We start from the raw sequence: 12,672 nt of genomic DNA on the forward strand, positions 1-12,672 counted from the left end.
TTCAGGAATGATCACGGTGACCCTCGGCGACGAGGACCCGGACGTCCCACGGGCCGAGGTCCAACTCCGCACCGGACGGCACGAGGTCGTCGTTCAGGACGTCGGACAGGTCCACCGGGGACTGGACCCGCGTGGGCTCCCAGCTCCAGTTGTGCACGATGTGGACGCGGCGTCCGTCGGGGGCGGTGCCGCTCGCGGCGGTCACGGACGGGGGGAGCCCCCGCCAGCCGCCGCGTGCTTCCGGCGCCAGCCAGGCGGCCAGTGCCCTGGCGAGCTCACGGCCGGGCACGGTGCCGACGCAGGTGACCCGGCCGGCGCCGTGCCGACGGGTGGTGACGGCCGGCCAGCGGCCGAAGTGCGGGTGCTGATAGGAGGCGAGTACGTCGGCGTCGACCGGCGTAAGACACTCGGCCCAGTGCGTCGCCGTCGCCTCCGCGGGCACTTCGAGTGGGCTTCCGGGTACGGCTCGGACCGGGATCGTGCCCGCCAGGTTGCTGAATTCGTCGTACGAGACGCCCGCTGCCTCGGTGAGGCGGCCCGGGGCCGGTTCGTGACGGGCGCGGGCCTCGTGGTCGGCGTAGCCGGTGCGGGGGCCGAGAACGAGGTGGCCGCCCGCGTACGCGTAGGCGGCGAGCCAGTCGAGGGTCGCGTCGGGGGCGATGTACAGCGCCGGAACCACCAGTACCGGGTGCCGGCGGGCGGCCTCGTCCGGGGTCGTACGCTCGTGCAGTTGCCGGGCGTGCACGATCCGCACCTGGCGGCCGGCGTCGAAGGCGCCCCGGTAGAAGGGGTCGAAGATGCGGTGGTAGGCGGCCGGGTCCGGCGAGCCGTCCGGCTTGGACAGCGGCGGGTACTTCTGCATCAGCCACTTGCTCGGCGTCGAGTAGACCATCGTGATGTCGGCGTCCGGTTCGAGTCCGGCGACGAGCGGCCCGGCTTTCGCGAACTCGCCCCCCAGGCGGGCGATTTCGGCGTAGGTGCGGCCGGGCTGTCCGCTGTGCGGGAGGACTCCGCCCCAGTAGGTCTCGGCGCCGAAGCGCAGGGTCTGCCACTGCCAGTACTCGATCATCCGGGCGCCGCGGGCCACGTGCGCCCAGGCGGTCTGGCGCCACTGGCCGTCGTAGCCGGGCCGGTTGTCCCAGGGGTAGCCGATGGAGTTCGCGTTGGTCTCGGTGACGAGGAAGGGCTCCTGGCGGGAGGAGAACATCCAGTCGGCGGTCTGGTACATCGCCCAGACGCCGGTGGTCTTCCACATCTGCTCGTGCCCGTCCGGGGTGGGGTCGGGCAGCAGGAGGCCGTCCTGCATGTCGTAGTACGGGTTGCCGGAGGCGATGTCGAGCCGGGCGGACAGTTCGTCGTCGGCCACGCCCTGGCGGGTGTAGGAGACGCACGTGGTGACGAAGTGGCCGGGCTTCGCGTACTCGCGGACGATGTCCGCCTGCCGGCCGATGAACTCGGTGACCTGGCGGGCCTGGAACTCCCGCCAGGCGACGTCGTACTGCGGCTGCTCGTTGCCGTCCGGGGTCCACAGGTCGGCCCAGGCCGACAGGCGGTGCGACCAGTACACCAGCCCCCACTCGCGGTTGAGGGTCTCGACGTCGCCGTACTTCTCGCGCAGGTGGTCCACGAAGCGCTGGAAGACGCCGTGGTTGTGGAAGAGGTGCAGACCCGGTTCGTTGTCGACCTGCCAGCCGACGACCGCGGGGTGGTCGGCGTAGCGCGCGACGATCTTCCGGATGATCCGTTCGGCGTGGAAGCGGAAGGCGGGGTGGGTGAAGTCCACCTCCTGCCGGGCGCCCCAGCCGATGCGCTCGCCGGTGCGCCGTTCGCCGGTGATCTCCGGGTACTGGCGGGCCAGCCACGGCGGCACGGCGTAGGTCGGGGTGCCGAGGATGACGGAGATGCCGCGCTCGTGGGCGCCGTCGAGGACCGGCTGGAGCCAGTCGAGGTCGAAGCGGCCGTTCTCGGGCTCCCAGGTCGACCAGACCGACTCCCCCACGCGGATCACGGTGAAGCCGGCCTCCGCCATGAGGTCGAGGTCGGTCTTCAGCCGTTCGTCGGGCCGCAGTTCAGGGTCGTAGGCGGGCGTGTACTCGTGGTAGTACGCGGCACCGAACAGGACACGGGCGGGCAGATCCGCCATGGGGAAAACCTCCGAGGAGTCAACGGGGGGATGGGTCCGGGCGTCACTGCTTGACGCCGCCCGTGGCCAGACCGCTCTGCCAGTACCGCTGCAGGAGCAGGAAGGCGACGACGAGCGGGATGACGGAGATGAGGGAACCGGTCACCACGAGCGCGAGCATGTTGCCGTTCGCGCCGCTGCCGCCGCCGAAGGCCTGGGACGCCCAGGACGAGAGGCCGACCGTGACGGGGTACAGGTTCGGGTCGTTCAGCATGATCAGTGGCAGGAAGTAGTTGTTCCAGGTCGCCACGAGCGTGAAGAGCACGACCGTCACCAGACCGGGTGCCAGCAGCCGCAGCGCGATGGTGCAGAAGATGCGCAACTCCCCCGCCCCGTCGATGCGCGCGGCCTCCAGCAGGCTGTCCGGGACGGCGTCCGCGGCGTAGACGCGCATGAGGTAGAGCCCGAACGGGCTGACCAGGGAGGGCAGGACGATGGCCCACGGGGTGTTGACCAGGTCCACCTTCGCGAAGAGCAGGTAGGTGGGGATGGCCAGGGCGGTGGTCGGGATCATGATGGCGCCGAGTACCAGGGCGAAGGCCGCGTTGTCGCCCCGGAAGCGGTACTTGGCGAATCCGTAGCCGGCGGCCGCGGCCAGCAGGGCGGCGCCGAGTGCGCTGCCGACGGAGTACAGGACCGTGTTGAGCAGCCAGTGCAGGAAGACCCCGTCGTCGTGGGTCAGCGTCTCCCGGACGTTCGTGAGCAGTTGTGGTGTGTGCGAGAACCACAGACCGAAGCTGGTGAACAGGTCCTGGGTGCTCTTGGTCGAGGAGACGGCGAGCCAGAACAGCGGCAGCAGGAAGTAGGCCAGGACGGCCAGCATGACGATGGTCAGCGGTGTGCTGCGGCGACCGGTCGGGCGTCGGCGCCGTCGGCGGACGCTGCGCGGTGCGCCTGTGGCGGTGGGGCGCGGGACCGGGCGGGACGTGGAGGGGGAGGTCGTGGTCGTCACGAGGTCCTCCTGCGGTTCGCGATGAACAGGACGGCGTAGGAGAAGATCACGATGACCAGGCCGAGGAGGAAGGACACCGCGGCCGAGTAGTTGACCTGCTGACCGGTGAAGGCGAGCGAGTAGGCGTAGAGGTTCGCGGTGTACGCGTTGTCGATGACGTCGGGCGCGATGGGCTGAAGCAGCTTCGGCTCGTTGAACAGCTGGAAGCTGCCGATCACCGAGAACAGCAGGGTGAGCAGGAGTGCGGGGCGCAGGGCGGGGAGTTTGACGGACCAGGCGATCCGCCAGGCGCCGGCGCCGTCCATCGCGGCGGCCTCGTACAGCTCCTGGGGAACGGTGCGCAGAGCCGCGTACAGGATGATCATGTTGTAGCCGACGAACTCCCAGGTCACGATGTTCGCCAGGCTGCCCAGCAGCCATCCGTCGCTGAGGAAGCGCGGGACGGGCAGACCGAGTTTCTGGCTCAGCTGGGCGAACGGCCCGAAGTCCGGCCCGTAGAGGTAGCCCCACATCAGGGTGGCGACGACGCTCGGGACGGCGTACGGAACGAAGATGCCCAGGCGGATCACACGGGCGAGGCGCAGCAGGCCGCTGTCCAGGGCGAGCGCGAAGACCAGGGCGAGCAGGAGCATCAGCGGGACCTGGATCACGAAGAACGTCGCGACCCGCAGGACACCCTCGTGCAGAAGCGGATCCTTCAGGGCCGTCACGTAGTTGGCCGGCCCGACGAACGTGTTCCCGCCGATGAGCCTTTCCTGGAACAGGCTGAGGTAGGCGGCGTAGCCGAGCGGGGCGAGGAACATCAGCAGGAACAGCACCATGAACGGTGCGACGAACAGTGGGCCTGCCGCACCTTGGCGCAGGCCACCCAGGCGGCGCGTGGGCCCCGCTCGGCGCGGCTCCTCGGGGGAGGCCACGGTCGTGGCAGTCATCATCGGGCCTTTCTTGGGGAAGGGCTTCGGCTCGGAACCCGCCGCGGATCAGGGGGACTTGACGGTGAAGCCCTGGGCTTTGGCGTAGGTGGTCAGGCGGGTCTGCCAGGCGCCGAGTGCGGCGACCGCGTCCTTCTTCCGCGTCAGGGCCGTGCCCACGGTCTCGGTCCAGTCGGTGACGGCCTGGTCGAGGAACGGCGGCCACTGGAAGTCCGGGCTGACCGTCCTGCCGATGTCGGCGAACACCTGGTTGACCTTCTGGCCGCCGTAGAAGGAGGGGGCGTCGGCGGTGAAGGACGCGTCCGCGAGCAGCCGCTTGGTCGCCGGGAAGAACGACTGCTTGGTGTTGAACAGCTTCACGCTGGCCGGGTCGCTGTTGAGGAACTGCGCGAACACCGCGGCCGCGACCGGGTTCTTGGTCCCCCGCATGACCGCGCTGGTCGACCCGCCCCAGTTGCCCGAGCTCGGCTTCGACGCGTCCCACTGCGGCAGCGGGGCGGCGCGCCACTTGCCCGCGGTGGACTTGGCCGAGCCGGCGAGGAAGACCGGCCCCCAGGCGGCGGTGATCCAGGTGGCGTACTTGCCCTTGTTCAGCGCGGAGAACCAGGCGTCGGTGAAGTCCGGCTCGACGCCGATGACACCCTCCCGGGCCAGGTCGCCCCAGTAGGCGGCGAGCTTCCTGGAGATCGCGTCGTCGACGTCGATGGTGACGCTGCCCTTGCCGGACGAGGCGTAGGGCTTGGCGCCCGCCTGCCAGAGCAGGCCGTGCCAGGCGGCCGCCTCGTTGCCGGCCAGGTTGGTCAGGTAGACCTCCGGGTCGGCCTTGTGCAGCTTGCGGGCCGCGGCGGCGAAGTCGTCCCAGGTCTTCGGCGGCTCGATGCCGTGCTTCTCGAAGATGTCCGCCCGGTACAGCATCCCCATCGGACCGGTGTCCTGCGGGATCGCCCAGATCTCGCCCTTGGCGCCGCTGACCTGGCCCCAGGTCCAGTCGACGAACGTGTCCTTCCACTTGGCCGCGCCGTACGGGCTCAGGTCCAGGAGGCTGTCCGTGATCGTGAACGTCGGGATGGCCTGGTACTCCAACTGCGCCACGTCCGGGGCGCCCTTGCCCGCCTTGATCGCCGTGCGCAGTTTCGTGTAGTGCTGCACGCCCTGGCCCGCGTTGACGACCTTCACCTTGATCGCCGGGTACTTCTTCTCGAAGAGCGCGACCTCCTGGTCGATGTCCGGAACCCACGTCCAGAACGTCAGTGTGGTCGGCTTCTTCATCGCCTTGTCGATGTCTGCCTGACTGACCGGCTTCGAGGACGAGGAGGCGGAGCCGCCGCCGTCACCGCCGCAGGCCGTGAGGGCGGCACCCAACGAGACGGCACCCGCGGCGGTGAGCAGGAGCCGACGGCTCATCCGGGACTGGCTGGAGGTGGAGTGGGATCTGCGCATGACGAACTCCCGCCGATGGCTGAGGAATGGCACGCCGAGCACGGACGTGCGAACGGAGGTGTGAGGGGGTGCGAGGAGGCACGAGGGAGTGCGAGGTGGTGCGAGGTGGTGCGAGGGGAGGGTGATGCTGAGGAACACAGGAAGCTCGGACGCGCCGACCAGGGCACGGAGTCGGCATGGCACGGGGTGCGCGTCTTCGCGGACGCCGCCCGGCGGGTGTTCCACCTGCTGCAACAAGCGGACACCCGGGGACGGGAGGGGTGCGGGTGGAGCGGAGAGCTGTGGCGGGCCAGGCTGCTCAGCGGCTGCCGTCAGGTGGGACGGACGGGGCGCGTCGTGCGTGCGGCGAGCTGTCCGAGGGGGCGAGGCCACGGCCCGGGGGCCGGGGCCGGTCCGGCTGAAAGGCCGGCCTCCGGGTCGGCCGGCAGTGATCAGGTGTACGTCGGTATTGATCAGTCGTAGGCGGACGCACCCCCGTTCCGGAGTGGGCCGGCGCGGCCCCCGCTCCGAGAAGAGGCCAGCACCCGGTCTCGGCCCGGGATCGTCCGGGTCGGCGGCGGGGGCCCGGTCGAGGCGCGGACCACGAGGTCGACCGGTGGTTCACCGGACGGCAGGGGTGGCGCGTCCGGGTTCTCGATGGAGTGCACGAGGCGTTTGAGCCCCTCCTGCGCCACGGTGTCGAAGGGCTGACGCATCGTGGTGAGGGGCGGAGTCACATAGGCGGCCACAGGGATGTCGTCGAAGCCCACGACGCTGACGTCCCGCGGCACGCGTCGGCCGGCTTCCGCCAGCGCGCGGATGAGGCCGATCGCCATGTCGTCGTTGGCGGCGAACACGGCGGTCATGTCGCCGTCGCGGGCCAGCTCGCGTCCGGCCGTGTAGCCGCTCGCGGCCGACCAGTCGCCCTCGACGACGCGGGGCGGTGTCCTGCCGTACGCGGCGAGCGTGGACCGCCAGCCCTCCAGCCGGTCCCGGGCGGCGTACCACCGCTGCGGACCGGCGAGATGGTGGACGGTGTCGTGCCCCAGTTCCAGGAGATGCTCGGTCGCGGTACGCGCCATCAGATCGGCGCCGACACCCGCGGCCAGGGTCCTGGGCGTGGACAGGGGCGGCGCCCCGAGCACGAGGACCGGCACGTCGACGCGGGCGGAGAGGTCGTCGCCGTGTCCGTCGTCGATCGGCTCGGAGATGATGATGCCGTCGACGCCCTGCTCCAGGAGCGAGTCGACGGCGCCGGCGACGCCCGTCGGGTCGCCCTCCAGGGTGTTGACCACACGCAGGGCGTATCCGGTGTCCCGTACGGCACGTTCGACCCCCATGATCAGTGAAGCGGGCCCGTACAGGGCGGTGCCCAGCGTCACCACGCCGATGGACCGTGTACGTCCGGAAGCCAGGGCCCGGGCGGCGCTGTTCAGCCGGTACCCGAGCTTTTCCCCGGCCTTGAGGACGCGTCGGCGCACTTCGGCGGAGACGTACGGCTCGTCGTTGTAGACCCGGGACACGGTCTTCTGGGAGACACCGGCCAGCTGGGCCACGTCCACACTGCGCGGCGCGCCGGGACTGGTGCCCCGCCCTGTGCCTCGCCCCATGGTGTCTCCGGATGATCGTGGCCGTCGTATGACTGCGCTGACATGTCTACGCAGTCATACGGTGCCCGTCAAGCGTCCGAAACGGATTCGTAATCTTGCGCGTGTGTTGGGGTGGCCGTGTTCGGTCGCCCTGGCGGGCGGAGTTCGGGACGATCACGACCTACGCGAACGTCCCGGGGCCTGCCCCGCCCCCGTCACCCGTCACCCGCGACCCGTCACCCGTCACCCGTCGGAGCCCGAATCGAGAGCCGTGTCTTCGGGCTGTCCAACCGTCTGGCGGGCTGCCCCGCGCAGGGCCGCGACGGCTGGTTCGTCGCGGCTGTCCGGGAGCCAGGCGAGTTCAGCCGTCGAGAGCCCCAGTTCCGGGCAGTCGACGTAGGTGATGCCGGCGCGCGGGTACAGGTGGCGGGCCGCGGAGGGCAGGAAGGTGATCGCGCCGCCCTGGGTGACGGCGAGGACCATGGCCTCGGTGTCTCTGACGACGGGGCCGAAGCGGACTCTGGTGCCGTCGGGCCGGGGATTGACCGTCAGGTGGTTCCACCACGAGCGGGGTACTTCGGGCGGCATGTCGACGACCCTGCGACCGGCGAGGTCGCTGAGCGTGAGGGCGTCCCGGTGGGCGAGCGGGTCGTCGGCGGACAGGCAGACCACCCGGGTCTCGCTGGCCAGGTGCAGGGACTGGATCCCGCCGGGCAGGGGGCCACGGAGGAAGGCCGCGTCGACCTCCCCGGTGAGCAGCGTGCTGAACATGTCGACGAACGTCAGGTTGCGGACCTCGATCTCGAGGTCCGGATGGCGGGCACGGAGGCGGGCGAGGATCGCCTGCGCGTAGGGCATGGCAGCCTCCGCCCCGAGGCTGCCGATCCTCAACAGCCCGTCCGCCGCGCCGGCATGACGGTCGGCCGCCTGCCGCAACCGGGCCATGGCGTCGACCACCGCGCCGGCCTCCTCGGCGACGGACTGACCGACCGCGGTGAGCCGCACCTCACGGCCACCACGCTCGACGAGTACGACACCGAGCCGCTGTTCCAGCGACCTGATCTGCTGGCTGAAGGCGGGCTGTGTGACGTAGACCCGCGCTGCCGCGCGCCCGAAGTGAAGTTCCTGGGCGAGGACGAGAAAGAGCCGGAGTTGACGGAGACTCGGCTCTCGTCTGCCGCCGGTTGCGCCACCAGCACTCATAAACGAAAGGTTATCGACACGAACGTCATCCTCTTCCCACGCTCGGCTTTCCTCTCCGGTCGCCCTCCATCAGGATCTATGGGGCCGACTTGACGGACAGAACAGGACGAGCCGGAACATCCCCCGCAGGGTTGTTCGCCTGCCGTCGAGCGCCGGGCCCCGGTGGGCACCTTCTCAAGGAGTCACTTGCTTCGTATCCACTTCGGCTGGAGCGATCTCGAGAACATCCGGATCGCTCAGCAGCCCGACCCCCTGTGGGAGTTGATGTGCGCGGTCTGCCGCCTCCAGACGAGCGACGGGCCCGTGGAGTTCGGGCACTGGCGCCGCGAGACGGGTCAGCGGCTGTCACGTGACCGCCCGGCCTCGCATGCCCTGGGCATGCTCCGCACCGTCATCCCCGCCTCCGGCTACATCCCCGACTTCCTGACACCTCCGGTCACGGGCGAGTGCCTGGACTCGGGGCTCGAGATGCTGAGGGCCACACCCCGTGACCGATTGGTCGCGGACATCACGCGACTCGCCGGCACCCGGCCGGTGCCGGGCTGGATCCGCGGCCCCCACGAACCAGCCGCCTCCTCGCTCAAACTGGTCTCCGAGGCGCTGCGGACCTCGTTCCGGGCGCTCCTTGCACCCCACTGGCGGCACGTCCGCTCAGCCGTGGGCGACGACGTGTCGGTCCGCACACGCGCCGTCCTCGACGGAGGCACCGCCGCCCTCCTTGAGGGGCTGCGACCCTTCGCCCACTGGAACCCGCCGTACCTGGACGTCGACTATCCCGTCGAGCGGGAGTTACGGCTCGACGGGCGGGGGCTGACGCTCGTGCCGTCGTACTTCTGCTGGCGCCGACCTACGGCCCTGGCCGATCCCGAACTCGATCCGGTCCTCGTCTATCCCGTCGCCAAGCAGCCGCTCGACATCGCGCGAGCAGGCGAGGAACGGCTGGAACGACTGCTCGGCCGGACGAGGAGCGCGGTGCTGGTCGACGTGGCAGGTCATCCCGCGCGTACCACGACCCAGGTGGCACAGGCCCTCGAACTCGCACCGGCCAGTGCGAGCTATCAGATAGGCGTCCTGCGCGGGGCAGGACTCATCGTCAGCCGACGAGACGGAAAGCATGTCGAGCACACGGCCACGCCACTGGCCCTGAACCTGCTGGCCGGAAGCGGGACCACGTTTCGAAGAGGATCGAAGTCATAGCGGCTCGTACAGATGCGTGGCACTGTGCTTGCCACCGTCGCTCGACCGGTCGAACGACCAGGGGAACCACCAATGGGGGAACGAATGAACGTGTACAAGCGTGCGATCGCTGTGGTGTTCCTGGCGGCTACCGCTTTGGGCGCCCTCGGCGCGCCCGCCATGGCGGTGCCGATGCCGTGGGAGACCAGCAAGGTCCCCGTGGCCCCAGCCGTGACGGACGGCCACGACGGCTCGCTCACCGTGCAGTGCGGAACTCCCTGCTATCAGTAGGCGCTGCGGGCGCCGCCGTTCGCGCCAACGCGGTTCCTTCTGATCCGTACCGCCGGACATGTCCGCGGGAACACCGATGAGTTCGAGGCGGACGACGAGTCCACGTTGACGATCACTGACCACAGGGCAGGCCCGCGGCGCGCCTGGGACAAAAGCTGGATGGGTTTAAACCGCTCTGGAGCAGGCGCGGAAGGCCGCAGGTGACAAGGACGTCGAAATCGCGGGCGGCGCGGCGACCGTACGTCAGTTCCTCGCTGCGGGACTGACTCGTCCACAGGACGGCTCCACCTGTCGTCCGGCGCCCCGGTCATTGGGCGGCAGCGGCGAAGGCGTGCGGACACCCGTGCGGGGCGGGACGCTGTCGCACTCGGGCTGGGGCAGCTGTTCCACGGCGTCTGGTCTCTCCCCCGCCGGAAGCTGCCCCCGCTGCCCCCGAGTGCTCCCCCTCCGCGCCGCAGGCCGGGCTGCCACTCCCCGGCGCCAGGACACCACCGACCGCACCCATGCCCCTGCCCTCGGCACCGTCCACGTACGGCTCCGCCTCGCACACGCGACCCGGCTGTTCAGACCTTCGTTCCCGCCGGGTCCGGAGAGCCTGTCCTGGCTGCCGCCACTGGTGAGGTACATGGATGGGTCCCGCCATGGGCACGAATACGGGCATGGGTGGGAGCGTTCCGGAGAAGGTGGCCTGGGTTCTGGTGCGCGACGGGCGGGTGCTGGTGACGCGCAACCGCGGTGTGGACCTCTTCTACTTCCCGGGTGGGAAGAGAGAGCCGGGTGAGTCCGATGCCGAGACCCTGGCGCGCGAGATCATGGAGGAACTCCGGTCCCGGATCGACACCGCCACGATGATGCACGTCGGTACCTTCGAGACACGCAGGGAGTCCGACGGATCCGTCGAGTTCCGCATGATCTGCTATACGGCCGAGCACACCGGCCCGCTGATCGCCTCCCGAGAAATCGCCGAGTCCGACTGGTTCGGCTACGGCGATCGCGCCCGGGTCTCGCCAGTGGACCGGATGGTGTTCGACGCGCTGCGTTCCACCGGCCGGCTGATGTGAGGACTGAGCGCCGTGAGCCTCAGGTCACTGCTGCCCCTGGTGCGTCTGCCGGAACGCGCCCGGTGTCACTCCGGTGTGCCGGGTGAAGAACTTGCCGAAGTTGGTGGGTTCGGGAAAGCCCAGACGGCGGGCGATGGTCGCCACCGGCTCGTCGGTGTGGGCGAGCAGCCGCTGTCCCTCCAGGGCGACGCGACCGTCGATGACGTGTTTCACGGGCTTCCCCGTGGCGGCCGTACAGGCGCGGGTGAGGGTCTTGACGGTGTATCCGAGACGGTGGGCGTAGTCGGCGGCGCGACGGGTGGTGGCGTAGGAGCGCTCCAGCTCGGCGCGGAAGCGGGCGTACACCTCGCCACCGGCGTGCGGGTCGCCGCCGCCCTCGGGGTGGGGCAACCGGTCGACCTGCAACAGCACGGTGGCCAGCAGGAGTTGGAGGATCTCCGCCGAGACGGTCGGCTCCGGGCGGTCGTACTCGGCCCGTAGTTGGCCCAGCAGGGTCGACAGCACCGCGTACGCGGGACGTGTGCCCAACTGCCGGCACGCCGAGCCGTACCACTCGTTCACCAGCCGGTCGGCGCTGCTGCCGTGCGGGGGAAAGGCCGGTGTGAACAGCACATGCGTGCCGTTCGTCGTGCCGGGCCGGACGAACCGCTGGACCTGGCCGGGCCGCACCCACAGCAGGGTGCCGGGGCGGCAGGGGTAGGTCACGAAGTCGATCGCGTGCTCCCCGCTGCCCTCCGTGATCAGCGTGAGGGTGTGGAAGTCGACCCGGTGCACCAGATCGGGACGCCTGCCCCGGCGTCGGCGCCGCTCGTGCAGGGTGGCGAGATCGATGATCTCGAAACCCGGGACCCGTTCCTCGGGCGGGTGGAAGTCGAGCCGGAGGATGGCGCCGCCCTGGGAGGGATCGCCGTCACCGAGGTCCGCGGGAAGCATCGCGATCTCCAGATGTCCTCGAATTACCATGCCGCGTCTTCAGGGTATCTCGTCTGCCTGCGGTTTCGCGGCGAGAGTGGAGGACATCAAGGCGGCGCGAGGCCGCCCGCACCTCAAGGAGCATCTCCATGAACGGCACGGTCACGGTCCTCGACAAGGGCGCGGTGCGCGTCCACAGCTACATGTCGCCGGCGGACACCTTCCACACCACCACCCAGCTGATCGAGACCTCGGCCCGCGTCATCGCCATCGACGCGCAACTGCTCCCCTCCTACGCCGACGAGGCCATCGCCTACGCCAAGGGTCTCGGCAAGCCGCTCGACCGTCTCATCGTCACGCACGCCCACCCGGACCACTACAACGGCGCCGCCCGCTTCGGCGTCCCCGTGCACGCGCCGGCCCAGGTGCGCGAGCAGATCATCGCCCGCGGCGACAGCCACCTGCCCACCGGCCAGGTCATCCCCCTGAGCGACTTCACCCCGTCCGTGACCCTGATTCCCGGTACCGAGGTCATCGACGGCGTCCCGTTCGTCTTCGAGGCCGTCTCCGGTGGCGAGGCCGCCGACGAACTGCTCATCAAGCTGCCCGAGCAGGGCGTCCTGATCGCCCAGGACCTCGTCTACAACGACGTCCACCTCTACCTGGGCAACAACGACATCACCGGCTGGCAGCAGGCCCTCGACGCCCTGGCCGCCGAGTCCGGCTACGACACGATCCTCGCCGGCCACGGTCTGCCCACCGGCCCGGAGGTCTACTCGGACATCCGCCGTTACCTCGCCGACGCCCGCGAACTGCTCGGCGACGACGGCGACGCGTACAAGAAGGCGATCGTCGACAAGTACCCGGCCCACGTCGGCCCGTTCATCATCGACATCGCCAACCGGTCCCTCTTCCCGGCGGGCCACTGAGCGCCGTAGGCGTGTGCCCCCGCGCC

Annotated in this window: 11 protein-coding genes; 4 read left to right on the forward strand and 7 right to left on the reverse strand. The window is 70.0% G+C overall.

What is annotated here, in order from left to right; all coding sequences use genetic code 11:
• Position 1: 1 nt before the first annotated feature.
• The 6 genes from ACFYZ8_RS06390 to ACFYZ8_RS06415 form a co-directional block, all read right to left on the reverse strand.
• Positions 2 to 2,143 (reverse strand): beta-galactosidase, encoded by a 2,142-nt coding sequence (locus ACFYZ8_RS06390; RefSeq protein WP_388531805.1) that lies wholly within the window; start codon positions 2,141 to 2,143, stop codon positions 2 to 4.
• A 43-nt stretch (positions 2,144 to 2,186) separates the two neighbouring features.
• A complete protein-coding gene (locus ACFYZ8_RS06395) occupies positions 2,187 to 3,134 on the reverse strand; it encodes a carbohydrate ABC transporter permease (RefSeq protein WP_359038908.1) in 948 nt (315 codons plus the stop codon).
• A complete protein-coding gene (locus ACFYZ8_RS06400; RefSeq protein WP_388531803.1) occupies positions 3,131 to 4,069 on the reverse strand; it encodes a carbohydrate ABC transporter permease in 939 nt (312 codons plus the stop codon). The genes ACFYZ8_RS06395 and ACFYZ8_RS06400 overlap by 4 nt, the downstream gene beginning before the upstream one ends.
• Before the next feature lie 45 nt (positions 4,070 to 4,114).
• Complete coding sequence (locus ACFYZ8_RS06405) at positions 4,115 to 5,506, reverse strand: ABC transporter substrate-binding protein (protein WP_388531801.1); 1,392 nt, start codon at positions 5,504 to 5,506, stop codon at positions 4,115 to 4,117.
• Between the two features lie 452 nt (positions 5,507 to 5,958).
• Positions 5,959 to 7,095 carry a LacI family DNA-binding transcriptional regulator gene (locus ACFYZ8_RS06410; protein WP_388531799.1) on the reverse strand — a complete coding sequence of 379 codons (1,137 nt, stop codon included), beginning with the start codon at positions 7,093 to 7,095 and terminating at the stop codon, positions 5,959 to 5,961.
• 222 nt (positions 7,096 to 7,317) lie between these two features.
• Complete coding sequence (locus tag ACFYZ8_RS06415) at positions 7,318 to 8,277, reverse strand: LysR family transcriptional regulator (protein WP_388531797.1); 960 nt, start codon at positions 8,275 to 8,277, stop codon at positions 7,318 to 7,320.
• A 186-nt stretch (positions 8,278 to 8,463) separates the two neighbouring features.
• Here ACFYZ8_RS06415 and ACFYZ8_RS06420 point away from each other — a divergent pair, with 186 nt between their 5' ends.
• From ACFYZ8_RS06420 to ACFYZ8_RS06430, 3 genes are all read left to right on the forward strand, one after another.
• Complete coding sequence (locus ACFYZ8_RS06420) at positions 8,464 to 9,474, forward strand: helix-turn-helix domain-containing protein (RefSeq protein ID WP_388531795.1); 1,011 nt, start codon at positions 8,464 to 8,466, stop codon at positions 9,472 to 9,474.
• 84 nt (positions 9,475 to 9,558) lie between these two features.
• Entirely contained in the window at positions 9,559 to 9,744 is a 186-nt protein-coding gene (locus tag ACFYZ8_RS06425; RefSeq protein ID WP_388531793.1) for a hypothetical protein, read from the forward strand.
• A 641-nt stretch (positions 9,745 to 10,385) separates the two neighbouring features.
• Positions 10,386 to 10,805: an NUDIX domain-containing protein gene (locus tag ACFYZ8_RS06430; RefSeq protein ID WP_388531791.1), complete on the forward strand. Its 420-nt coding sequence runs from the start codon at positions 10,386 to 10,388 to the stop codon at positions 10,803 to 10,805.
• A 24-nt stretch (positions 10,806 to 10,829) separates the two neighbouring features.
• On the opposite strand, the gene ACFYZ8_RS06435 is transcribed toward ACFYZ8_RS06430, so the two are convergent.
• On the reverse strand, positions 10,830 to 11,738 hold the full coding sequence (locus tag ACFYZ8_RS06435; RefSeq protein ID WP_389049756.1) for a helix-turn-helix domain-containing protein: 909 nt from the start codon (positions 11,736 to 11,738) through the stop codon (positions 10,830 to 10,832).
• A 128-nt stretch (positions 11,739 to 11,866) separates the two neighbouring features.
• Here ACFYZ8_RS06435 and ACFYZ8_RS06440 point away from each other — a divergent pair, with 128 nt between their 5' ends.
• On the forward strand, positions 11,867 to 12,646 hold the full coding sequence (locus ACFYZ8_RS06440) for an MBL fold metallo-hydrolase (protein WP_388531787.1): 780 nt from the start codon (positions 11,867 to 11,869) through the stop codon (positions 12,644 to 12,646).
• The last annotated feature ends 26 nt before the right edge of the window (positions 12,647 to 12,672 follow it).

Origin of the sequence: Streptomyces sp. NPDC001668, assembly GCF_042893155.1 — a bacterium.
Taxonomy (GTDB): Bacteria; Actinomycetota; Actinomycetes; order Streptomycetales; family Streptomycetaceae; genus Streptomyces.

What these genes read in the sequence shown, in the direction of transcription:
- ACFYZ8_RS06390 (WP_388531805.1), bottom strand. Translation starts at nt 2,143, where the DNA reads ATGGCGGATCTGCCCGCCCGTGTCCTGTTCGGTGCCGCGTACTACCAC.
- ACFYZ8_RS06400 (WP_388531803.1), bottom strand. Translation starts at nt 4,069, where the DNA reads ATGATGACTGCCACGACCGTGGCCTCCCCCGAGGAGCCGCGCCGAGCG.
- ACFYZ8_RS06405 (WP_388531801.1), bottom strand. Translation starts at nt 5,506, where the DNA reads ATGCGCAGATCCCACTCCACCTCCAGCCAGTCCCGGATGAGCCGTCGG.
- ACFYZ8_RS06410 (WP_388531799.1), bottom strand. Translation starts at nt 7,095, where the DNA reads ATGGGGCGAGGCACAGGGCGGGGCACCAGTCCCGGCGCGCCGCGCAGT.
- ACFYZ8_RS06415 (WP_388531797.1), bottom strand. Translation starts at nt 8,277, where the DNA reads ATGAGTGCTGGTGGCGCAACCGGCGGCAGACGAGAGCCGAGTCTCCGT.
- ACFYZ8_RS06425 (WP_388531793.1), top strand. Translation starts at nt 9,559, where the DNA reads ATGAACGTGTACAAGCGTGCGATCGCTGTGGTGTTCCTGGCGGCTACC.
- ACFYZ8_RS06430 (WP_388531791.1), top strand. Translation starts at nt 10,386, where the DNA reads ATGGGCACGAATACGGGCATGGGTGGGAGCGTTCCGGAGAAGGTGGCC.
- ACFYZ8_RS06435 (WP_389049756.1), bottom strand. Translation starts at nt 11,738, where the DNA reads ATGCTTCCCGCGGACCTCGGTGACGGCGATCCCTCCCAGGGCGGCGCC.
- ACFYZ8_RS06440 (WP_388531787.1), top strand. Translation starts at nt 11,867, where the DNA reads ATGAACGGCACGGTCACGGTCCTCGACAAGGGCGCGGTGCGCGTCCAC.